Source organism: Sphingobium fuliginis (assembly GCF_015074805.1).
GTDB lineage: Bacteria > Pseudomonadota > Alphaproteobacteria > Sphingomonadales > Sphingomonadaceae > Sphingobium > Sphingobium fuliginis.
Window position 1 is genome coordinate 711,103 of the sequence record NZ_CP060035.1, and the last position, 21,801, is coordinate 732,903.

Annotated in this window: 19 protein-coding genes and 1 pseudogene; 13 read left to right on the forward strand and 7 right to left on the reverse strand. The window is 63.0% G+C overall.

Annotated features, from left to right (window positions below; all coding sequences use genetic code 11):
- Positions 1–3 precede the first annotated feature (3 nt).
- Entirely contained in the window at positions 4–1,641 is a 1,638-nt protein-coding gene (locus H5V43_RS03340; protein WP_025549974.1) for a flavin-containing monooxygenase, read from the reverse strand.
- Between the two features lie 103 nt (positions 1,642–1,744).
- Positions 1,745–2,647, reverse strand: a complete 903-nt coding sequence (locus H5V43_RS03345) for an alpha/beta hydrolase (RefSeq protein WP_025549975.1) — start codon at positions 2,645–2,647, stop codon at positions 1,745–1,747.
- A gap of 400 nt (positions 2,648–3,047) precedes the next feature.
- Here H5V43_RS03345 and H5V43_RS03350 point away from each other — a divergent pair, with 400 nt between their 5' ends.
- From H5V43_RS03350 to H5V43_RS03365, 4 genes are all read left to right on the forward strand, one after another.
- On the forward strand, positions 3,048–3,839 hold the full coding sequence (locus tag H5V43_RS03350; protein WP_025549976.1) for an IclR family transcriptional regulator: 792 nt from the start codon (positions 3,048–3,050) through the stop codon (positions 3,837–3,839).
- Positions 3,840–3,858: 19 nt separating this feature from the next.
- The gene (locus H5V43_RS03355) at positions 3,859–5,019 is read left to right on the forward strand and encodes an acyl-CoA dehydrogenase family protein (RefSeq protein WP_025549977.1); all 1,161 of its coding nucleotides are present in this window, start codon (positions 3,859–3,861) and stop codon (positions 5,017–5,019) included.
- A 98-nt stretch (positions 5,020–5,117) separates the two neighbouring features.
- Entirely contained in the window at positions 5,118–5,999 is an 882-nt protein-coding gene (locus H5V43_RS03360; RefSeq protein ID WP_193666767.1) for a helix-turn-helix domain-containing protein, read from the forward strand.
- Between the two features lie 127 nt (positions 6,000–6,126).
- Positions 6,127–6,948 carry an IclR family transcriptional regulator gene (locus H5V43_RS03365; protein WP_128830784.1) on the forward strand — a complete coding sequence of 274 codons (822 nt, stop codon included), beginning with the start codon at positions 6,127–6,129 and terminating at the stop codon, positions 6,946–6,948.
- A gap of 419 nt (positions 6,949–7,367) precedes the next feature.
- Here the strand turns inward: H5V43_RS03365 and H5V43_RS23450 are convergent, their stop codons facing one another.
- From H5V43_RS23450 to H5V43_RS03390, 5 genes are all read right to left on the reverse strand, one after another.
- Positions 7,368–7,592, reverse strand: coding sequence for a hypothetical protein (locus H5V43_RS23450; RefSeq protein ID WP_025549980.1), 225 nt, complete (start codon positions 7,590–7,592; stop codon positions 7,368–7,370).
- A 118-nt stretch (positions 7,593–7,710) separates the two neighbouring features.
- Positions 7,711–8,517 carry an HpcH/HpaI aldolase/citrate lyase family protein gene (locus tag H5V43_RS03375; RefSeq protein WP_025549981.1) on the reverse strand — a complete coding sequence of 269 codons (807 nt, stop codon included), beginning with the start codon at positions 8,515–8,517 and terminating at the stop codon, positions 7,711–7,713.
- Entirely contained in the window at positions 8,511–9,365 is an 855-nt protein-coding gene (locus H5V43_RS03380) for an HTD2 family dehydratase (protein WP_037483163.1), read from the reverse strand. The genes H5V43_RS03375 and H5V43_RS03380 overlap by 7 nt, the downstream gene beginning before the upstream one ends.
- A gap of 4 nt (positions 9,366–9,369) precedes the next feature.
- A complete protein-coding gene (locus tag H5V43_RS03385) occupies positions 9,370–10,470 on the reverse strand; it encodes a CaiB/BaiF CoA transferase family protein (RefSeq protein WP_025549983.1) in 1,101 nt (366 codons plus the stop codon).
- Positions 10,470–11,633 (reverse strand): acyl-CoA dehydrogenase family protein, encoded by a 1,164-nt coding sequence (locus H5V43_RS03390; RefSeq protein ID WP_231564823.1) that lies wholly within the window; start codon positions 11,631–11,633, stop codon positions 10,470–10,472. The genes H5V43_RS03385 and H5V43_RS03390 overlap by 1 nt, the downstream gene beginning before the upstream one ends.
- A 121-nt stretch (positions 11,634–11,754) precedes the next feature.
- On the opposite strand from H5V43_RS03390, the gene H5V43_RS03395 reads away from it, so the two are divergent.
- From H5V43_RS03395 to H5V43_RS03435, 9 genes and pseudogenes are all read left to right on the forward strand, one after another.
- Complete coding sequence (locus H5V43_RS03395) at positions 11,755–12,693, forward strand: LysR family transcriptional regulator (RefSeq protein WP_025549985.1); 939 nt, start codon at positions 11,755–11,757, stop codon at positions 12,691–12,693.
- Between the two features lie 23 nt (positions 12,694–12,716).
- Positions 12,717–13,323, forward strand: a pseudogene (gene istA, locus H5V43_RS03400) (IS21 family transposase); the annotation flags it as partial.
- Positions 13,324–13,666: 343 nt separating this feature from the next.
- Positions 13,667–14,044 carry a Zn-ribbon domain-containing OB-fold protein gene (locus H5V43_RS03405; protein ID WP_244968653.1) on the forward strand — a complete coding sequence of 126 codons (378 nt, stop codon included), beginning with the start codon at positions 13,667–13,669 and terminating at the stop codon, positions 14,042–14,044.
- 1 nt (position 14,045) lies between these two features.
- Positions 14,046–15,197, forward strand: a complete 1,152-nt coding sequence (locus tag H5V43_RS03410; RefSeq protein WP_025549988.1) for a thiolase — start codon at positions 14,046–14,048, stop codon at positions 15,195–15,197.
- A 2-nt stretch (positions 15,198–15,199) separates the two neighbouring features.
- Positions 15,200–17,317 (forward strand): acetate--CoA ligase family protein, encoded by a 2,118-nt coding sequence (locus H5V43_RS03415; RefSeq protein WP_037483155.1) that lies wholly within the window; start codon positions 15,200–15,202, stop codon positions 17,315–17,317.
- Positions 17,314–18,159: a MaoC/PaaZ C-terminal domain-containing protein gene (locus tag H5V43_RS03420; protein WP_025549990.1), complete on the forward strand. Its 846-nt coding sequence runs from the start codon at positions 17,314–17,316 to the stop codon at positions 18,157–18,159. The genes H5V43_RS03415 and H5V43_RS03420 overlap by 4 nt, the downstream gene beginning before the upstream one ends.
- Positions 18,160–18,172: 13 nt before the next feature.
- Positions 18,173–19,231: an acyl-CoA dehydrogenase family protein gene (locus H5V43_RS03425; protein WP_025549991.1), complete on the forward strand. Its 1,059-nt coding sequence runs from the start codon at positions 18,173–18,175 to the stop codon at positions 19,229–19,231.
- A complete protein-coding gene (locus H5V43_RS03430; RefSeq protein WP_200887638.1) occupies positions 19,228–20,484 on the forward strand; it encodes an acyl-CoA dehydrogenase family protein in 1,257 nt (418 codons plus the stop codon). Before H5V43_RS03425 ends, H5V43_RS03430 begins: the two co-directional genes overlap by 4 nt.
- Positions 20,420–21,436: an SDR family NAD(P)-dependent oxidoreductase gene (locus H5V43_RS03435; RefSeq protein ID WP_244968654.1), complete on the forward strand. Its 1,017-nt coding sequence runs from the start codon at positions 20,420–20,422 to the stop codon at positions 21,434–21,436. The genes H5V43_RS03430 and H5V43_RS03435 overlap by 65 nt, the downstream gene beginning before the upstream one ends.
- Positions 21,437–21,801: the final 365 nt, after the last annotated feature.

Sequence of the window (21,801 nt, forward strand, 5' to 3'; positions counted from 1 at the left end):
GCCTCAGCCTGCGACCGTCTCGCGGTTGAAGATCATGGTCTGGTAGCCACCACCCTTCACCGCGTCGATCGCAGCGCGGTAGTTGCCAAGGCCCGCCAGGTAGAACATGACCGCGTTCTTCTTGCCGGGGATGTTGGCACCGAAGATCCAGCTGTCAGCTTTCGGGAACAGGGTCATGTCGGCAATCGTGCGGCACAGGGCGACCCATTCGTCGCGGGCAGCCTCGGTCGGCTCGATGCTCTTCAGACCCTTGGCCTCCATCATTTCGATGGTGTCCGAAAACCATTCGACCTGCGTCTCGATGCTTGGCGGCAAGTTTGTGAAGGGGCCGTTCGGGCCAAGGATCATGAAGAGATTCGGGAAATCCGCCTCCATCATGCCCAGATAGCCCAAGGGGCCGTCCTTCCACTTGTCGCGCATCGTCAGGCCGCCGCGGCCGCGCAGGTCCATCCTCGTGTAGTTGCCGTCCACCGCGTCAAAGCCGGTAGCGAAGATCACCACGTCCAGTTCATGCTCGGCGCCGCTTTCCTGACGGATGCCGGTCGGGGTAAATTCCGCGATCGGATCAGCTTTCACATCGGCCAGCGTGACGTTGGGGCGGTTGTAGACCCCGTAGTAGTCGCTCCCGCACAAGGGCCGCTTGGCGTAGAGGTCGGTCGGCGTCAGCTTCCTCGCGGTCTCGGGATCCTTCACGATCTGCCGGATCTTCTTCTTGATGAAGTCGGCCGCCGCGTCATTGGCGATCTGGCTGGTGGCGATGTCGCAGAAGGTGCCAAACATGAAGTAGAAACCGCCGCCGCGCTGCCATGCCGCCTCGAACACGCGCTCACGTTCCTCGGGCGTGGCTGTTTCCGCGGGGATGGTGCTTTCCTCGAAGCCGAACGCCACGGCCGACGATTTCACCTGTTTCCAGATGTCGTCATAGCTGGCCATCTGCGCAGCGATCGTCGCCTCGTCCTGCGGCGTGTTCCCGATCGGCACAACATATTGCGGCGAACGCTGGAACACCGTCAGGTGTTTCGCGATGGGGGCGGTGGCGGTGATTACCTGAGTCCCGGTCGAGCCGGTACCGATGATGCCCACGCGCTTGCCCTTCAGGTCGCCCCCCTCCGGCCAGGCACCGGTGTGCAGGATCTGTCCCTTGAAGCTGTCGATGCCCTTGAACGTCGGCAGGTTCGTCGCCGAGAGAAGGCCAAGACCGGTGATGAGGTATTTCGCCGTGACGGTCTGTCCCTTGTCGGTGGTCACATGCCAGAGCCCGGTTTTCTCGTTGAAACGGGCTGCGGTGACGCGGGTGTTGAACTCGTAGCTGCGGCGCAGATCGTAGGTATCCGCCACTTCGTTCATGTAGGAGAGGATCTCGGGCTGGGTCAGGTAGCGGGTCTTCCAGTGGCCTTTCTGCAGCAATTCGCCGCTGAAGGAATAGCGGTAGACGAAGCTTTCCGTGTCCGACAAGGCTCCTGGATAGCGGTTCCAGAACCAGGTGCCGCCGACATCGCCGGCGCCGTCATAGGCCTTGACGTTCAGGCTTTGCTCATTGCGAAGTTTGTAAACGGAGTAGAGGCCACCGAAGCCCGCGCCGACGACGACAGCATCGAAATCGGCGCCTTTGGTCTTGGTGGTTTCAAGAGTCTTGGTCATTGATCTTTCCATATCATAGCTCCGAAGCCCCGTGCGATACGGGCCTGGTACCGGATTGACTGTCTTGACGCGTCAGGCCGCCCAGCGACGCTGGGCGGCGGGTTCACAGCGCGCGATACCAGGCGGCGATGCGGGCCAGTTCCTGATCGGCCTCGGGCGCACGGCCCGCCAGCGACGGAAAGACGTGCTGCATGCCGGGAACCACCGAAAGCGTCGTCTTCACGCCCGCGGCCTTGGCCTTGGCATAGAGCGCCTCCGAGTCGCTTTGCAGCGTCTCGGCGCTTCCGCAGGTGATGTAGAGCGGCGGGAAGCCGGTGAAGTCGTTCTCCAGCGGGTTGGCCAGCGGGTTGAGCGGGTCGGTTGCACCGCCCAGGAACATGCCCGCCATCCCTTCCAGGATGGCACGGCTGACAAGAGCGTCCGTCCCGGCATTGGTTTCCAACGTCTTGCCGCGCAGCGCCATATCGAGCCAGGGCGAATAGGCGATGACGGCACCCGGCAGCGACAGGCCAAGCTCGCGGAACTTCAAAACCGAGGCGACGGCAAGGTTGCCCCCTGCGCTGTCGCCCGCCGTTAGGATATTCTTCGCATCAAATCCCTTGGCCAGCAGCGCCTTGTAGGCGGCCACAGCATCCTCGATCTGGGCGGGGAAGGGGTGTTCTGGCGCGCGGCGATAGTGCAGGTTGCAGGCTGTCGCGCCAAGAGCCTTGGCCAGATGCCCGACCATCTTGCGGTGGCTGTCGGCCGACCCCACGCAAAAGCCACCGCCATGGGTGTAGAGGATCACGCGCTTGGTGTCGGCACCGGCGGGCAGTGCCCAGATCGCCTCGACACCGCCCACATGGTCGCTCTTGTAGGTAACGTTCTCAGGCTCCAGCGCCGGCTGACCCCATTCGTCGAACATGCTGCGCAGATTCAGGATAGTGAGGTTCGGATTTTCGACCATCTGGTCGGTCCAACTCTGATAGAGCGACCGTAGTTTATCGGCCTCCTTGCTGATTATCATGCTTCCTCTCCAAGAGATCGGTTTGTCTTGCAGATATCTTAGTCCGCTCGATCGGCATCCACGCGGCACACGCTGGCCACGGTGACGTCTTCCCAACATTTTCAACCTTGGAGGGGTTGAAGTGGCCTGTATTGAATAGTCTTGCTCGATACATTGTATATTCTTGCTGCCCGATCGAGGCGCGCTTCCGCGCGGCATGGGCTGGAACGGTCGCGCACCCGGTACCATGTTCGCGTCGCATGAGTGGAGGGGGTGTCTATTCCGACAGTCAGAATACTGTTCAGCAATCGGCGGTAGGATGAGGTATTCTGCAGTGCGGAAAAGTTTTCCGCACTATTGACAGGGGCGATAGCGCCACTAACCTTGTCATCTAAGGGCGGACCGCCGGGGAGGAGCGAACGTGCGACCACGCAAGGAGCGCGCAGAAGGCGATGGAAAGGACCGCGATTTCGTGGTCGCTCTTGCACGGGGTCTCGAAATTCTACGCGCCTTTCGGCGCGAGGGAGAAGCACTTGGCAACGGCGACTTCGCCATGCGCACCGGGTTGAGCAAGTCGACGGTCTCGCGCCTGACCTATACCCTCCACAAGCTCGACTATCTGAGCTGGAATCCCGACACCGCGCGCTATCAACTTGCGCCGCCGGTGCTTTCGCTGGGGTTCTCCTGTCTGGCTGGCATGCCGCTGCGCCAGATCGCAAGGCCCTACATGCAGGAGCTTGCCGACCACACCGGGATGCCTGTCGCCCTGGCAAGCCCGGATCGCCTGACCATGGTTTATCTAGAGCGTTGCCGCGGGGAAAATGCGGTAACGCTCGCCATCGAGGTCGGCGCCCATATCAAGATGGCAACCACCGCCGTCGGGCGCGCCTATCTTTCCGTCATCCCTCCCGAACAGCGCGCCGCTTTGTTCGAGCAGCTTGGGCAGCACGAAGGGGCCGCCTGGGCGGAAGTCAGGCGCGGGATCGAGGCTGCGATCGAATGCTATCAGGAGCGTGGCTATTGTATGTCGCTCACTGAATGGAAGCCGGACGTCAATGCCGTTGCCGTGGCGCTTGTGCCGCGGGATGGCTCGCCGGCCATGGCCTTCAACTGTGGCGGGCCGTCTCAGAACCTGACGCGCGACTGGATCGAAAGCGATGTCGCGCCCCGCCTTGTCGAACTCGTCCGCCGCGTGTCGGCGATCGCCCACTGAATTCAGGACTTCGAACGACATGCCACTAGACCCCGAAACGCTTGCACAATTTCTGGACACACTAGGCCGCTTTGTGAAGGAGCGCCTGATCCCCAACGAGGAACTGGTAGCGGAAGAAGATGCCATTCCGCCCGCGCTGATCGCCGAAATCCGTGACATGGGCCTTTTCGGCATGTCGATCCCCGAGGAGTTCGGCGGTCTGGGCCTGACGATGGCTGAAGAGGTAGCCGCGGCCCTCGTTCTGGGGCAGACGTCGCCTGTGTTCCGCTCGCTCGTCGGCACCAACAACGGCATCGGCTCGCAGGGGATCATCATCGACGGCACGCCGGAGCAGAAGGCGGCCTACCTGCCGAAGCTTGCAAGCGGTGAGATGATCGCTTCCTTTGCGCTGACCGAGCCCGACGCAGGCTCCGACGCCGGGTCGGTGCGCACCTCAGCGCGCCGTGATGGGGACCATTTCGTCCTAAATGGCACCAAGCGTTTCATCACCAACGCCCCGCACGCTCATGTCTTCACGGTCTTCGCACGCACGGACCCCACAACCACCGATGCCTCGGGCGTGTCCGCCTTTCTGGTCGAGGCCGGAACGCCGGGGCTGTCGGTCGGGCCGCATGACAGGAAGATGGGGCAGAAGGGCTCGCACAGCAGCGATGTCATCCTGCAGGACGTTCGCGTCCCTGCCGACAACATCATCGGCGGCCCCGGCCGCGAGAACCAGGGCTTCAAGACCGCGATGAAGGTGTTGGACCGTGGCCGGCTCCACATCTCGGCGGTCTGCGTCGGTGCGGCGGAGCGGCTGATCCGCGACAGCCTCGCCTTTGCAATGGAGCGCAGGCAATTCGGTGAACCCATCGCCGAAAAGCAATTGGTGCAGGCGATGCTGGCCGACAGCCGCGCCGAGGCTTTTGCGGCACGCTGCATGATCGAGGAAACCGCGCGCCGCAAGGATTTCGGTGCCAATGTCTCCACCGATGCGGCCTGCTGCAAGATGTTTGCCAGCGAGATGGTGGGACGGGTCGCGGATCGCGCCGTGCAGATTCACGGCGGGGCGGGCTATATGGCCGAATATGCCGTCGAACGCTTCTATCGCGATGTCCGGCTGTTCCGAATCTACGAGGGAACCACCCAGATCCAGCAGCTGGTCATTGCGCGGAACATGATCCGCGATGCCGCTGCCTGAACGTTACGAAGCCTTGCGGTGAACTTCAACTTGGCGGCGTCCGACTGAGCGAACGAGGGGGTGCCGGGGAAGGTACCTCGTCCTAGGAGGAGGAAAACATGAGCAATCTAATTCCACCTGATCTGATCCCGCGGTGGATACCCGGAAACAGAACGCTCGACAGTTCACGCCTCGGCTGGAGAGGCATCACGGTTATGGGCTACCAATGCGATGAGCAGGAAGTCGACATCCCCGAGATGCGGGACTACATGATCGTCGTCTACCAGGGCGGGAAATCGACCATGCGGCGACGCAGCGGCGGCCCTTGGCAAACGGCGACCGTGGAGCGCGGCGTCGTGTCCCTGCTGACGCGGGCTGAGCAGTCGATGTGGCATTGGGACAAGCCGATCAACGTGAGGCATATCTATCTCAGCCATGACACCCTCGCCGAGACCGCGGAACAGGTTTTCGGGCGCGAGCCGGCATCGATCGAGATCGACGATCACCTCCGCCGTGTCGATACGGTCATTCCGCAGTGCCTTCAGGTTCTCGAGGATGAGATGGCGCATGGGGGTCCCGGTCAGAATCTTCTGGTCGACGCCGTCCGAACCCAGATCGCCGTTCATCTATTGCGCCGGTTCGCGAAGGTCGATCTGCCGAACCTGAATCCCACTGTCTTCAGCACACTGCAGAGCCACAGGATCCTCGAATTTATCGAAGAATATCTGGGTGAGAACTTCGGTCTCGAAAGCCTGGCAAGCACGGTCGGGCTGAGCCCTTTCCACTTTTCCAGGAAGTTCAAGGCCGAGTTTGGTCAGACGCCGCACTCTTTCATAATTCGCAAGAGGATCGAACGAGCAAAGACGATGTTGCAAAAGGGAAATATCTCCATGACGGCCGTGGCTCTCGACTGCGGGTTTTCAGACCAGAGTCATTTCTGCCGGACCTTCCGCAGGATGGTTGGCGTCACGCCCGCAGAATATCGGCGGTCCTCGGTGTGAATCGCGAACAAAACTGTAACGTTTCTGCGGAAAACCGAAGATACGGGAATTGTTCAAGGCGAACAACGTACTTCCGAATTCGTCCTAGCAATTGTATAATCGGCTTAAAAGTCGAACGGAGTGAGGCATGAAAGAGGTGCAAGGGAACGCTGGCGAGAAAATGGCAAACGTAACGACGCGCGGCACTCAGAAGTTTGTCGGCGCAGTTGAGAATGCCATTTCCATCCTACGTTTCCTGACCCATGACTATGCAGCGTCGGGTGTCGCCCGCATTGCTCGTGAAACCGGGATCAACGTTTCGACCACGTTCAACATCCTGCGTACCCTGGCGAATGAGGGTCTGATTTCGATGAATCCATCGACCAAGGAATATAGTCCAGGACTTGGACTTCTCGAGTTCTCTGTTCCCCTGTTGGGCACCAACCAGATCGATCTGTTGCACCCTGTCTTGGAGCAACTTTCGGTCGAGCGGCGGGCGTTGATCGGCCTGTGGAAAGTCACGCCCCATGACCGCATCGTGCTTGTGGATCGCGTGGTGGAAGGCAAGACGGTCCGTGTCGACATGGCGCTCGGGTCGCGACTTCCGGCTCTTGCCGGCGCGGTGGGCCGCTGCGTCGCGGCGACCCGCCGGCTGCCGAATTCGGAACTGCGGCGCCGGTTCAGGTCGCTACGCTGGCAGAACGCACCGACTTTCGAGGAGTATGCGGCAGACGTGGAGCGAGCCCAGCTGACCGGTTTCGCCTTCGACCACGGGAACCTCTTCCAAGGTCTCGACATTGCGGCCGCCGTTATCGTTGATCACGAGGGCCGGGTGCGCTTCGGTATCAGCGGCATTGCCATCATGGGCCAGATGACGAAGAAGGAACTCGACGCATTGGCCCGCGAACTGCGCGATACGACGAACCGCATTTCCGCTAATCTTTACGGAACCCACATTACTCATGCATGACGGCCGCCTAGATGGCGCGATGGGTCGGCCTTTCATTCGTAGCCAATTGGTTGGCTGACCGGCTCCTTGCCCTCCTTCGCTCCGACGTCTTCTCGGCCAGCGATCGGACTTACGCCGCCTTGGCCGGAGACTGGTAGACGCCGACCCGGAACTGCACACCGCCCGATCAGGTGGTCAGTCTCATCGCCTTCCACGCGATCTCGCGGATCGATCTTGGGAGGCTTTCCAGGCGCGTTTGGATGGCGGGGTTTACGCGAGCAGGAAAGCGACAGGACACATCGAAGAACGCAGTTGAATGGCGATTACGGCGGCGCGGTGGTACGGATCGGGCGCCCGGCGGTATCATCAGGGGCGTATTGACCGGTTTGGCGTGGCTCAGGCTGCCGGATCGGGCGTCATTCCGGTCAGGCAGGCGCAACTCAGGCGTCGAGCCAGGCAAGTCGGTTGAAGTTGTAGGCGAGGTTGACCTTGCCGATCTTCACCTCGGCGCGGGCAATGGCCACCATCGATGCCACCGACGTCAGCTCGGCTGAAATATCTTCGAAAAATCGAACTTCACCGTTCCGCTCACCTTCCGCGACCGCAACCGAGATCTTCAATTTCGACGTATCGAGTCCGATAAAACGTTCGCTATGCTCATCCATGGTTCGGCCTCGCTTAAACATGGTGCTCGGCTCCGGCCCATCCGGCGCAACCCCCGTTTCCTGCTTACTACGGGGGCGGGTCACCTTCACCGACCATACGGTCTTCTCCGGTTCAATGTCACACCGGCCGGCGCGCGCTGTGTGCGGCTTCGGCAAGGATGGCGTGTGCCCGCTGGCGGAGGGGTTTGTCTACCATGGCACCGTCGATCCGGACCGCGCCATCGCCGCTGGCCAGGACGCGTCTGGCCCAGTCAATCTGTTCGGTCGTGGGGGCGAAGACGGCCAGCACGGGTTCGATCTGGCAGGGATGGATGCACAGCTTGCCGCCCATCCCCTGATCGCGCGCTCGTCCTGCGTCGCGCGCCGTTTCGTCCGGGTCATCCAGCGAGGTGGTCACCCCGTCGAGCGGCCCGGGCAGATCAGCAAGACGTGATGCGAGCACCAGTTCGGAGCGTGCAGGCAGCAGCACCTCGGAGGTATGCGCGCACCGAAGATCGGCGCAGAAGTCGACCGAACCGAAGGCAAGGCGGATCACGCCTGGCACAACGGCAATCGCCCGGCCTTGCGCAAGACCGCGGGCGGTTTCGACAAGGGCGACCAAGGGTATGTCGCCCAACGCGGCAGAGATGAGTTTGAGATCGTCGGGGGCCTCGGCCTTGGGAACCATGACGGCGGAGGGGTGAAGCGACGTTGCCGCCGCAAGGTCGTCTGCATGCCAGGCTGTCCCGGCAGCATTGATGCGCAGGATCACCGGCAGGGTGGTGAAATCGCAGCGCAGCGCAGCGCGGGCGGCGGCCTTGGCCGCGGGGGCCACGGCGTCCTCCAGATCGAGGATCACCGCATCAGCCCCCGAGGCCGCCGCTTTCCCGAAGCGTTCGGGCCGGTCGGCGGGCACAAACAGGGGTGCGCGAACAAGGGTCACCATTCCGCCCGCGCTTCCATCGCCACCGGCCCGCCCTCGGCCGCGGTCCAGAGCCGCAATGTGTTCGCCTCGTCCTGCGCATGCAGGGTGAAGCCGGCGGTGTCGAAGAGGGGGGAAAGGCCGCGAAAGCCGATCTGCGCGGGGCGCTTTCCGCGCAGGGCTTCGGCGAACTGCAGCAGAAGCGTGGCCTGCAGCGGCCCGTGCACGACGAGCCCCGGATAGCCCTCCTCCGCCCGGGCATAGGGCGCGTCGTAATGGATCCGGTGGCCATTGAAGGTCAGCGCCGAGTAGCGGAACAGGAGCGCCGGGCCTGCGTCGACCGCTTGGCGATACCGGCCCTGCGGCGCGGCCTCGGCAGTGGCAGACGAGGGAGCGCCAGACGGGGGGGCGGCGGGACCGGCTCCGCGATAGATGATGTCCTGGCGTTCGGTGACGGCAAGCGCGCCGCCGCTATCGATGCGATGCTCGACCGTGACGAGGCACAGCGGGCCGCTGCGGCCTTGCTTGACGGTCACATCGCGGACCACCGAGTGGCGGGTGACCGTGTCGCCGATCCGGATATTTTCGTGAAAGCGGAAATGTCCGCCCGCCCACATGCGGCGGGGCAGGGGCACGGGCGGCAGGAAACCGCCCCGGGCCGGGTGGCCATCGGGGCCAAGCGTCGAGGTCGGCGCAGTATCGGGGGCGAGGCAGAGGTGGATCAGGCTCGGGGCCGGTTCGCCTTCCGATGGGGCTTCGGGGCGGTCGAAGGTGGCATTGAACCGCGCGGCGATTGCGGCGGTCAGCCGCTCGGCCCGTGTCTCCTCGCGGCCAATCCATTGGCGCAGATGGTCAAGGTCGAGCGGGATCATGTCATCATGCCTCGGCAAGGGGTTGAAGCGGCGGGACGGGGCCATAGCTGCGGTCCTCGCCCGAAAAGATCGGTGCGGGCGCGGGAATCTGCACCGGGCCGTTCGGCGTGGCGACGGTCACCCGGCGCAGATGCGGGTGGTGCGACAGCTTTTCCATGTCATTGACCGAGGCCAGAGCGATATCGGCGGCCAGAAGAACCTCGATCGCGCCGGCCGCATCGTGGTTGGCAAAAGCTCTAGCGACCGCGGCATCGGTTTCCGCCCGGTTGGCAACGCGGGCGACATTGGTGGCAAAGCGCGGATCGATGCCCAGCGCCGGATCCCCCAGAAAGTCCTGGGCGAGGGCTCGCCATTCGCGGTCGCTCTGCACCGCGATCAGGATCGGCGCACCGTCGCGGGCGGTGAAGACGCCATAGGGGGCGATCGAGGGATGCGCCATGCCGATGCGCTTGGGGCTCTTTCCGCCTTCGTGATTCAGGAGCGGCACGGTCAGCCAGTCGGCCATGACATCGAACATCGAGACCGAGATCGCAGCCCCTTTCCCGGTGATGCCTCGGCCGATCAGCGCTTCAAGAATGGCCGAATAGGCGGTTGCGCCTGTCGCGATATCGACCAGCGATATGCCCACCCGCGCCGGTTCCGAAGGCCCGCCGGTGATGGAGCAGAGCCCCGCCTCGGCCTGGATCAACAGGTCATAGGCCTTGCGGTCGGCCATCGGCCCGTCATTGCCATAACCGGAAATCGAGCAGGTGATGAGCTGGGGAAAGTCCCGCGCCAGCCGCTCGACCGGAAAGCCTAGACGCGCCAGCGCGCCGCGCCTCAGATTCTGGACCAGCACATCGGCGTCGCCGATCAGCCGCGCCAGTTCGGCCCTGCCCCAGGCCGAGCCGAGGTCCAGTGTCACCGATGTCTTGCCGCGGTTCAGCCAGACGAAATAGCTCGACTGGCCCCTGGCCGCATCGTCATAGCCGCGGGCGAGATCGCCCTCGGGCCGTTCGATTTTGATCACCTCTGCCCCGGCATCGGCCAGACGGGCGGTAGCAAAGGGCGCGGCCACGGCCTGTTCGATGGCGACGACCTTCACTCCCTTTAGCGGCAAGCCCATCAGAACGACCTCGGCATGCCGAGGATATGTTCGGCGACATAGCTGAGGATCAGGTTGGTCGAGATCGGGGCAACCTGATAGAGCCGGGTCTCGCGGAACTTGCGCTCGACATCATATTCGCAGGCAAAGCCGAAGCCGCCGTGGAACTGGATGCAGGCATTGGCGGCCCCCCAGCTGGCCTTGGCAGCCAGGTACTTGGCCATGTTCGCCTGGGCCCCGCAATCAAGCCCCGCGTCATAGCGCCGACAGGCCTCCCACCGCATCAGATTCGCGGCCTCGACATCGATGAAGGCCTCGGCGATCGGGAATTGCACGCCTTGGTTCTTGCCGATCGGCCGACCGAAGACCTCGCGTTCCGAGACATATTTCGCGACCCGTTCGGTGAACCAGTAACCGTCGCCGATACATTCGGCCGCGATCAGCGTCCGCTCGGCGTTCAGCCCGGTCAGGATGTACTTGAACCCCTTGCCCTCTTCGCCGATCAGGTTCTCGACCGGGATCTCCAGATTGTCGAAGAACAATTCGTTGGTCTCGTGGTTGACCATGTTCGGGATCGGGCGCACAGCCATGCCCGCGCCCATCGCCGCCTTGATGTCGACAAGGAAGATCGACAGGCCCTCGGATTTCTTCGCCACCTCGGCCAGCGGCGTGGTGCGGGCCAGCAGGATCATCAGATCCGAATGCTGCACTCGGCTGATCCAGACCTTCTGGCCGTTGATCACATAGCGGTCGCCCCTGCGGACCGCGGTAGTCTTGATCTTCGTGGTATCGGTGCCCGTTGTCGGCTCGGTCACACCCATCGACTGCAGCCGCAGTTCGCCTGCGGCGATCTTCGGCAGATAGCGGCGGCGCTGTTCCTCGGAACCGTGCCGGATCAGAGTGTTCATATTGTACATCTGGCCGTGGCAGGCGCCGGAATTGCCCCCCGAGCGGTTGATTTCCTCCATGATTACTGAGGCTTCCGTAAGGCCCAGCCCCGAGCCGCCGTAGGCTTCGGGGATCAGCGCCGCCATCCACCCCGCCCGGGTCAGCGCCTCCACAAACTCTTCGGGGTAGCCGCGGGCCTCGTCGACTCGGCGGTGATACGCATCGGGAAACTGCGCGCAGAGCGCCCGCACCGCATCGCGGATGTCCTGGAATGCCCCTTTTCCGGTCTCGATCACCTGTCTGCTCCTCTTTTTCGATGCCATGCAGTTAGTGGATGGGCGCCACATCGCACAAATATATAATCGCGACGGCAGCCATGCTAAAATATGATTGTTAGAGCGAGAGGAAGGACTGTCGGTGGACCTGCGACAGCTGCGCTATTTTCAGGCGATTGCCGAGACGGGGTCGATCTCGGCAGCGTCGCATCGGCTGAACGTCGCCCAGCCCTCGCTATCGCTGCATCTGCGCAACATGGAAGAGCATCTGGGTACCAAGCTTCTTTTGCGCGGTGCGCGCGGGGTGCAGCTGACCGAGGCCGGCGAGATGCTGCTGGCGCGGGCAAGGCGGCTCTTGATCGACATGTCGCGGATGGAGGACGACATCCGCAACCTCGGACGCGAGCCGCAAGGCGAGGTGCGGCTCGGCTTGCCCGGCACGATCGGCGGAATGCTGTCGCCGGATCTGGTGCTTGCGGCCAAGGCGCAGCTTCCCGGCGTACGGCTGACGATCTCCGAGGCGATGAGCGGCTTCGTGCTGGATTGGTTGCGCGAGGGCCGCGTTGACTTGGCCGTGCTGTATCTGCCAGCCACCGATGCCCGTTTCCGATCAGAGCTGCTTCTGCACGAAGAGTTGGTGCTGCTGGTCCCGCCCGGTCACGACCTCCCGGCCAAGATCGGGGCCTCGGCGCTTTTGGGCTTGCCGCTGATCCTGCCCGGCCCGGCGCATGGGCTGCGGCAGCTTCTGGAAGGCTGGGCCAGCGCCAAAGGGATCAGGCTGTCAGTGGATATCGAGCTGGACTCCTATCAGAACATCAAGGAGTTGGTCGAACGCGGGAAAGGCGCCTCAATCCTTCCCTTGCATGCTATCGCGCGCGAAGCAGCTGCCGGCACATTAAGGGTCGCCCGCTGGCGCGCTGCGGATTGCCTGCGCGAGGTATATCTGGTGGGGCCGCTGGCCGAAGCCTCAAGCCATGCTTGCGCGGCGGTGATGTCGCTACTGCGCGAGTTGATGCGCAAACAGGTTGACGTCGAGCGCTTGACCGGCACGCGCTGGGTTGGCTGTGGATCGGCCCTTTAATCCACTGTGGAAATCCCCCGGCTATGCCGGGGCGACTATGGACGTTTGACGTATGGGGAAACCAGAGGGAAGCTGCGAAGGTCTTTGGACTAAGCGGCGAGACGATATCGAAGATGTGCCAGTTCTCGCTGCCGCCGGGCTACACGCGGACCAAGCCTGTGGCGAAGCCGAAGTTGGGGCCACTGCTGCCAGTGATCGACGCGATCCTGGCGGCGGATCGCATCGCGCCTGTGAAGCAACGGCATAGCGCCAAACGGATCTTTGAACGTCTGCGCGACGAGCATGGCTTTGGTGGGGGCTACACTGTCGTAAATGACTGTTGTAAAGGATTATGTCCGGCTGTGCCGTGTGCGCGGGCGCTAGACGTTCGTGCCGCTGGCGCACCCGCCAGGACATGCGCAAGTGGATTTTGGCGAAGCGGTGGGCGTGATCGATGGTGTCCGCCGGAAGATGCATTTCTTCTGCATGGACCTCCTGCAATCGGATGCCTGCTTCGTGAAGGCCTATCCAGCCGAGACGACCGAGGCCTTTCTGGACGGGCATGTATCGGCGTTCGCCTTCTTCGGCGGTGTGCCGCTGTCGATCCTTTACGATAACACGAAGGTCGCGGTTGCCAGGATCTGCGGCGAACCCTGGACTCCGGTGCGCGTGGTGAAACGCTAAAGATCAGCTGTTGACGATGGCGATTAGAGAACGCGGTGGGACACGATATTTTCTCATAGACGAAATGGGTTCTTTATGCGAAAAAATGGCTCGATGATTGATTCTGCGTTGCAATGGGAGGTTGCGATGCTGTGGGCCACCGATCCTGGAACCGGGCAGGTTGCCTGGCACGCCCGCGCCAACCCTTCCCGAAGCGATGGAACTGGATGTGAAGGCATATCAGGCTGCTGGTCGGCATGATTGGCAAATGGGGCATGCGCGCGGGGCAGATCCGGTTCTGCCGCGCCAGCAGCCTCGTCCGAGGAGGGGAATGATGGGCGATACAGCCGCCGCAAAAGCAACCGCCGGGCCGCAGGCGATCTACGAGGCGTTCCTGGCCGAGGGACGTTTCATGATCCAGCGCAGTCGCGAGACGGGCGAGTACGTCTTTTATCCGAAGGTGATGGCGCCTTCCGGCGCGGTCGATCTCGACTGGGTCGAAGCCTCGGGCGGTGGCACGGTCTATGCCATCACGGTCAATCGCAAGCGCGAAGGTTCCTACAACGTGGCGCTCATCAACCTTGATGAGGGGCCGCGGATGATGGCCACGGTTGTCGGTGTCGAGACGCTGCCCATCGGGGCCCGCGTCAGGGCGCGGATCGAGGCGGGAGAAAATCCCCGCGTCGTCTTCGAGCCGGAGGAGAAGTGACATGAGCCATTCCATTCGCGGGAAAACAGCGATCGTCGGCATGGGTGTGGCGGGTGTGGGTGAGGCGCCCGGCTACTCGGCCATTGAACTTCTGGGGCTTTCCGTCCATGCGGCCCTGGCGGATGCCGGCCTTAGGCTCGGCGATATCGACGCGGTTTTCGCGGCGACCAGCAGCCACGCATTCGCCTCGATGAGCGTGACCGAATATCTTGGCCTGAAGCCGAAATACTTCGACAGCACGAATGTCGGCGGCTCCAGCTTCGAGATGCATCTCTTGCAGGCATCTCTCGCGCTGGACGCAGGGCTTTGCGACGTGGCGCTGATCTGCTACGGTTCCAATCAGCGCACGGCAGGCGGTCGCCTCGTCTCCATGTCGGAGCCGCAATGGCACGAGACGCCCTACGCGCCACGCCATCCGATCACGGCCTATGCGCTTGCCACCAGTCGGCATATGCACCAGTACGGAACCACTCGGGAAATGCTGGCCGATGTCGCGGTTTCCGCGCGCCATTGGGCGAACCTCAACCCCGATGCCTTTGCGCGTGGTCCATTGACCCGCGACGACGTATTGTCGATGCGCATGGTCAGCGATCCCTTGACTGCCGGCGACTGCTGTCTGGTGACCGATGGCGCCGCGGCCTGCATTCTCGTCCGTTCCGAGAGGGCCAGAGACTTCCCTAAAAAGCCCGTCTATTTCCTCGGCGCGGCCGGCGCGAATTGGCATAGATCGATTCAGGCCATGCCCGACCTTACCGTGACCGCAGCCAGTGAAAGCGGGCCGCGCGCCTTCGAAATGGCGGGTCTGGCCCGCAGTGAGGTCGATCTGGTCATGCTCTATGACGCCTTCACGATCAATACCATCCTCTTCCTGGAGGATCTCGGCTTTTGCCCGAAGGGCGAAGGCGGCCACTTCGTTCAGGACGGACGCATCGCACCGGGGGGCGAACTGGCGGTCAATACCAACGGTGGCGGCCTGTCCTGTGTTCATCCGGGAATGTACGGCATGTTTCTGATTGCCGAAGGCGTGGCCCAAATTCGGGGGGAAGCCGGCGAGCGCCAGTTGAAGGCAGCGGAGGTGGCGCTTCTGCATGGCAACGGCGGAACGCTGTCGAGCCAGGTTACGGCGTTTCTCGGTTCGGAGGTTGTGCTGTGAACATGAACGCGAAGCCTCGGACCTATGATTTCGCATCCCTTGGTGCGCTTCTGGCGCCGCGTTCCGTTGCGATCATCGGCGCATCCGCGGATCCTGCGCGTATCGGCGGACGCCCGATAGCCGCCATGCTGAGCGGCGGTTACAAGGGTCGAATCCTGCCGGTAAATCCCGGCCGTGACGAGGTGCAGGGGCTTGCCTGCTATGCTTCGGTCGCCGATCTGCCCGAGACGCCGGAGGCCGGCATCATCGCTGTCGCGGCGAAGCAGACGCCGGAGATCGTAAGGTCTCTTGGCGAAAAGGGATGCCGCTCGGTCACGCTGTTTTCCGCAGGATTTGCCGAAACGGGTGCGGCCGGAGAGAAAATCCAGGCCGAAGTGCTGGCCATTGCACATGGTTACGGCATGCGCGTGCTCGGTCCCAACACGTTGGGGGTCTACAATGTTGCCGTGGGGTATTACGGCACCTTTTCCTCATCGTTGGAAATGGCTTTCCCCTTGCCGGGCAATGTCGGCATCGCTAGCCAGTCAGGCGCTTACGGGGCTCATCTTTCGGCAGTGGCGCGCGTGCGCGGGCTTGGTGCGTCCGTTCTGGTCACCACCGGCAATGAAGCGGACGTGACGGTCGCTGACGCAATCGGCTGGATGGCCGGCAGTGACACGGTGGACGTGATCTGCGCCTATCAAGAAGGTTTTCGCGACGCGGACCGCATGATCGCCGCCCTCGATACGGCGCGAGCGGCCGGCAAACCGGTCTTCATGCTGAAATCCGGACGCAGCCCTCTCGGCGCTTCGGCGGCCGCCTCGCATACAGCCTCGCTAGCCGGGGACGATGCCGTGGCCGAGGCGGTTCTCGCCGAGCATGGCGTCATCCGGGTGCGTGATACTGAGCAGATGCTTGATTTCGCCTACGCGGCGCGGCAGCGGATCTATCCTGCCCAGAATAGTCTTGGCGTGATCACCATCAGCGGCGGCGCGGGTATAGTCGCCAGCGATGAGGCGGAACTGGCAGGCTTGCCGATGCCGGCCATGCCGGCCGAGGCGCAGGCCCGGTTGAAACAGCTTCTGCCCTATGGCGCTCCGGCCAATCCGCTCGACTGCACGGCCCAGGCGCTGAACGACATGTCATTGTTCGAGGAGTTCACCCGCGCGGCGCTCAGAGATGGCGGATACCGGTCGATCCTGTGTTTCATGACCTATGTGGCCGGAAGCGCGACGCTTGCGCCGAAACTGCGCGAAACCTTGCACAAGATCCGCACCGAGTTTCCCGACCGGCTGCTGGCGCTTTGCATCATCGCGGATGACACCGTCACCCGCGCCTACGAAGAGGCCGGTTTCCTCGTATTTTCCGATCCAAGCCGGGCCGTGCGGGCCATGGCGGCGATGGGACGGGTCGGCGAAATGATGGCGCGAAAGCCGAAGGTTCTGCCGGATCTGCCGAATGTCCACCTCCCGGCCGTCAGCCCCGACGAATTCGCGGCAAAGGCGCTTCTTGCGAAAGCCGGCATAGCGGCTGCGGCCGAGCGGATCGTGCACTCGGCGGAGGAGGCGGTAGCCGCCGCTGCCGAACTCGGATTCCCTGTCGTGATGAAGATCGTTTCGCCCGACATCGTTCACAAGTCCGATATCGGCGGTGTCAGGCTGAACCTGGTCGATACCGATTGCGTCCGTGCGGCCTATCAAGAAATTCTCGACACGGTCGGCAGGACGGCGCCCGCAGCGCGCATTGCCGGTATCCTGGTTGCCCGACAGCTTTCGGGGGGCGTCGAATGCCTGATAGGTATCAGCCGCGACCCTGTCTTTGGCCCCGTCGCCGTCTTCGGTCTTGGCGGGATCTTTGTCGAGATTCTCAAAGACGTGGCGATCCGTCCCTGCCCCTTCGACGAGGCGACGGCGCGGGAGATGATCCTGTCGATCAAGGCTGCGGCAATCCTGACCGGGGCACGCGGCCGCGCGCCCGCCGATCTTGATGCGCTTGCTTCCATGTTGTCACGGCTTTCCGCCTTTGCCGCCGCTGCGGGCCCGCGCCTGCGCGCGATCGATCTCAATCCGGTGCTCGCGCTGCCCGACGGGGCCTTCGCGCTCGACGCAGTGATCGAGTGCGATGATGAGGTTTTGCCGTGATCGACTACGAAAAGCTGATGGCCTACGACATTCCCGAGGTCCGTCAGAGCTATGGTCCGCGCGAGTGTGCCTTCTACGCCCTGTCCATCGGCGTCGGACAGGATCCGATGGACAGGGGTGATCTGCGGTTCGTCGGCGCAGGTCCGCTGACCCCCTTTCCGACCATGCCCCTGGTGCTCGGGCATCCGGGGTTCTGGCTTGCCAACCCCGATACCGGGGTCGATGCGCTGCGCCTCGTCCATGGTGAGCAGGGCATTACGCTGTATGGCCCGTTGCCGCCGGAAGGCGTGGTGATCGGCAAGACCCGCGTGACGGGAATCATCGACAAGGGCGCCGGGCGCGGCGCGCTGCTTTATAGCGAAAAGGAACTGCGCGACGCGGAGGATGGCAGGCTCTACGCGACGACCCGTGCCACCACCTTCCTGCGCGGGGACGGAGGTTTCGGGGGGGCGGCCGGTCCGGTGAAGCAGACCCATGCGCTGCCTGAAACGGATCCTGCGTTTGTGCGCAAGACGCAAACGCGGCCCGAGCAGGCGCTCTGGTACCGTTGGAATGGCGACGGGAATCCCTTGCACATTGATCCTGATGTTGCCGCCAAGGCCGGATTCGAGCGACCCATCCTGCACGGATTGTGCAGCCTGGGCATCGTAGCGCATGCTCTGATGAAGACGCTTTGCGCAGGCGATCCGACGCGACTGAAGGGGCTTGATGTTCGTTTCAGTGCGACGGTCCTGCCGGGGGAGACCCTGCTTACGGAAATCTGGCCGGACGGCTCGTTCCGCATTCGCGTGACGGAGCGCGACGTGGTGGTGCTCGCAAACGGTCTCGCCCAATTCGAATAAGGAGGAAACGGCGATGGCTGCAGCGCTCGCAACGGGCGAGGACAGGCTTGAGGGGGTGCGCCTGCTGGTCGAAAGCGCCGCAGGCATTGCCCCGCGCGATGGCGATCTCAAGGCGGTTCGACATCTGCGCTTTGGCAGGCCGGGAATGGATCGAGGACGCTGGAGCGAGATTTCCGCCATGGGGTGGCTTGGAATTCGGCTGCCAGAAACGGCAGGCGGGGCAGGTCTCGGCATGGCGGAATATGCGGCACTCGCCGGTGAAGTCGGAGCGGCGTTGCTGCCCGAGCCGTTCATCGAGGCCCAGCTTGCTCTCGATCTCATGGGCAAGGACGCACCCGCCGAAGCGTTGAGCGGTGACAAGCTTGTCTTGCCGGCCTGGCTCGATACCCCCGATGGCCTCACGCTCGCCGGAGGCATCACCGAGGCCGAGGGGCGGATATCGGGAAGACGGCGTTTCGTGCCAATGGCCGCCGCCGCCGATGTATTTCTGGTCGTTTCAACGGAAGCCTGCTGGTTGATCGACGCGAAAGCCGCGGGCGTGTCGCTTGAAATCGAAAGCACCCTCGACGGCGGTCACACGGCGACCTTGATCCTCGATGGGGTCGAGGCGAAACGGTTATCGGCGCCCGATGCGAAGGCGCTCGAAGCCGCGGCCCTGGCCACGGCGTCGGCATTGCTCGGACTCATGGAGCGCGCCTTTGCCATCACGCTTGACTACCTCAAGACTCGCGTCCAGTTCGGCCAACCAATCGGCTACTTCCAGGCGTTGCAGCACAAGGCTGTGGATATGGAAATCGAGATTGGCTTGACGCGGGCGGTGCTGCGCGATGCCGTCGAAACCTTCGATACGGGCGACGACTGCCGTCGTATCACCTCCAGGGCGAAGGCGCGGGCGGCCGATGCCGCCATGCTGGTCACGCGACAGGCGGTGCAGTTTCACGGTGCCATCGGTTACACCGACGAGGCCGATATCGGCTTGTTCCTGCGCCGCGCCATGGTGCTGGCGCCGCGCTACGGCAGTGCCGGCTTTCATCGCCAACGTTACGGCGGCCTGAGGGAGGGACGGCCATGAGCGGGATCATGGCGACTGTTGAGGAAGGGCGCGCAGCCTTTTTCGGGAAACCCGCACCCCTATCCGGGGAGAGCGACATGACAGCCATCACTAGCCCGACCGCGCCACAGCCGCATGCGGACCTGGACCCGCTCACAGACGCCGACTTCCGCGCGGCGGTCCGGAACTGGATCGCCGCCAGCTATCCGCAGAACCTGCGTAGTCCCCCCAAACGGTTGCACGCTGCAGAAGCCATGCCCTGGTACAGGATCCTGTCGCAGCAGGGCTGGCTGGCGCCTGGCTGGCCGCGCGAATATGGGGGGATGGGACTGTCGCCCTCGAAGCTGCTGATCATGATCGAGGAAATGGAACGCTATGGTTGCGCCCGACTGCCTGATACCGGACTGACCATGGTAGGTCCTCTCCTGATCGCCCATGGAACCGATGCTCAACGCGCCTACCATCTGCCGAAGATCCTCTCGGGCGAAATCATCTGGTGTCAAGGCTATAGCGAACCCGATGCCGGCTCCGACCTGGCGGCGCTCCGTACCTCCGCTGTGCGCGAAGCCGATCAGTGGGTAATCAACGGCCAGAAGGTCTGGACGACGCTGGGCATGGACGCGCAATGGATTTTCGTGCTTGCCCGCACGGATCCTCAGGCCGCCAAGCAAAAGGGCATAAGCTTCTTTCTTATGCCGATGGATATGCCCGGCGTAAAGGTGCGTTCGATCGTCAACATCGACCTGCACGCCGAATTTGCAGAGGTCTTCTTCGACGATGTCCGCATTCCCGCTGACGCGATTGTCGGCGAGGTGAACGAGGGTTGGACCATCGCCAAGAACCTCCTTGGCTTCGAACGCCTGTTCCTGGGCTCGCCAAAGCAATCAGAAGGCGCGCTCGGCCATCTCGAGCGGCTTTGCGACCATCTGGGGAAGAGCGGCGACCATGCATCGCTCCTCAACGGATTGCGCATGGAACTCGAGGACCACAAGTCCTTCTACACGAGCTTCGCAGACAAGGTGCGACGCGGCGAAAGGCTCGGTCCCGACGTTTCCATGCTCAAGATCAACCAATCCGCGCTCTACCAGAAGATCACAGACCGCATCATGGACGTTGCCGGGGAACTGGGAACACTTGCCGGACAGTTGCCGGACACGCCGACGCTCTATCCTGGCAGCGTCTTCCTTCAGGCACGCCCGACGTCGATTTATGGCGGGTCATCCGAAATTCAGCGCAACATTGTTGCCAAGCAAGTGCTCGGTCTCGGCCGATAAGGCAGCCTGTTCAAGGAGGAAGTACGAAATGACAGTGGGTTTGGGACTTGAGGGCAAGGTTGCGGTCATCACGGGAGCGGGCGGCGGGATCGGTCGCGGCATCGCGCTGGAATTCGCCAAGGCGGGCACTCGCGTGGTGATCAACGATATCGGCGTATCACTGGGAGGAAGCGGCGAGCGCTCCAGCGCACCCGCGGAGGAAACCCGGGCGATGATCGAAGAGATCGGCGGGCAGGCGATCATCTCGGGCGAAAGCGTGTCCGAATGGAATGCCGCGCGCCGCACCATCGAGATGGCGATGGACAGCTTTGGCCAGGTCGATGTGGTGGTCAACAATGCCGGGATACTTCGGGATGTCATCTTCCACAAGATGGATCCGTCCGATTGGGAAGCGGTGATCAACGTCCACCTGAACGGCAGCTTCTACATGAGCCGTGCGGCGGCCGAGCCGTTTCGGGCCCAGGGCAGCGGCGCTTTCGTGCATATGACCAGCACCTCGGGGCTGATCGGAAATTTCGGTCAGGCGAATTATTCCGCGGCCAAGCTCGGTATCGTCGGCCTTTCGAAATCAATCGCTCTGGACATGAGCCGGTTCGGCGTGCGCTCGAACTGCGTCGCGCCCTTCGCCTGGAGCCGGATGACAAGTTCCATTCCTGCAACGACACCGGAGGAACAGGCGCGTGTCGAACGCATGAAGCGCATGACACCGGAAACCAACGCGCCGCTCGTCGTCTTCCTGGCCTCGGCGGCGGCAGAGGGTGTTACCGGGCAGGTCTTCGCAGCGCGTCTCAACGAGCTGTTCCTGTTCAACGCCATGCGACCGATCCGCAGCGTCCAATCGGGAGGTGGCTGGACGCCGGCCCTGATTGCAGAACGCGCCCTGCCTGCCTTCCGCGCGGCTTTCACCCCGCCGGAGCGTTCGGGTGACGTCTTCTCTTGGGATCCGATCTGAGGCACCGGGGCAGAAGACAACCGACGGGGCTTCCCCGGGCTTGTCGAAGGGACGGTCCCGACGGCAGGAAACACTGGAGCTTATCAAGCAGAACATCGTCATCGTCGCCGGCAAAATCGGTCAGGCTTGCGGATCGATGTCGTTGAGCTTTGCCGTGGCAATGAGGCTCATCATGACGGCGGTGCGCTGACCGCCGCGGTCTGAACCGGTGAAGAGCCAGGATTTTCAGCGCAGGGCAAAGGCTGATTCGTTGTGCACCCCCTTTTCAAATGTCGGAAAATAGCGATTCCTGGTTGTCGTCTTGGGCGCGACACGGGATTGGGCGCGCCAGTTTGGCCTTGATCCACTCGTCTTCGAGGTCGCTG

Coding starts and splice junctions, on each gene's coding strand:
- H5V43_RS03340 (WP_025549974.1), bottom strand. CDS start 1,641: ATGACCAAGACTCTTGAAACCACCAAGACCAAAGGCGCCGATTTCGAT.
- H5V43_RS03345 (WP_025549975.1), bottom strand. CDS start 2,647: ATGATAATCAGCAAGGAGGCCGATAAACTACGGTCGCTCTATCAGAGT.
- H5V43_RS03355 (WP_025549977.1), top strand. CDS start 3,859: ATGCCACTAGACCCCGAAACGCTTGCACAATTTCTGGACACACTAGGC.
- H5V43_RS03360 (WP_193666767.1), top strand. CDS start 5,118: ATGAGCAATCTAATTCCACCTGATCTGATCCCGCGGTGGATACCCGGA.
- H5V43_RS03365 (WP_128830784.1), top strand. CDS start 6,127: ATGAAAGAGGTGCAAGGGAACGCTGGCGAGAAAATGGCAAACGTAACG.
- H5V43_RS23450 (WP_025549980.1), bottom strand. CDS start 7,592: ATGGATGAGCATAGCGAACGTTTTATCGGACTCGATACGTCGAAATTG.
- H5V43_RS03375 (WP_025549981.1), bottom strand. CDS start 8,517: ATGGTGACCCTTGTTCGCGCACCCCTGTTTGTGCCCGCCGACCGGCCC.
- H5V43_RS03380 (WP_037483163.1), bottom strand. CDS start 9,365: ATGATCCCGCTCGACCTTGACCATCTGCGCCAATGGATTGGCCGCGAG.
- H5V43_RS03385 (WP_025549983.1), bottom strand. CDS start 10,470: ATGGGCTTGCCGCTAAAGGGAGTGAAGGTCGTCGCCATCGAACAGGCC.
- H5V43_RS03405 (WP_244968653.1), top strand. CDS start 13,667: ATGATGGGCGATACAGCCGCCGCAAAAGCAACCGCCGGGCCGCAGGCG.
- H5V43_RS03410 (WP_025549988.1), top strand. CDS start 14,046: ATGAGCCATTCCATTCGCGGGAAAACAGCGATCGTCGGCATGGGTGTG.
- H5V43_RS03415 (WP_037483155.1), top strand. CDS start 15,200: ATGAACGCGAAGCCTCGGACCTATGATTTCGCATCCCTTGGTGCGCTT.
- H5V43_RS03425 (WP_025549991.1), top strand. CDS start 18,173: ATGGCTGCAGCGCTCGCAACGGGCGAGGACAGGCTTGAGGGGGTGCGC.
- H5V43_RS03430 (WP_200887638.1), top strand. CDS start 19,228: ATGAGCGGGATCATGGCGACTGTTGAGGAAGGGCGCGCAGCCTTTTTC.
- H5V43_RS03435 (WP_244968654.1), top strand. CDS start 20,420: ATGGCGGGTCATCCGAAATTCAGCGCAACATTGTTGCCAAGCAAGTGC.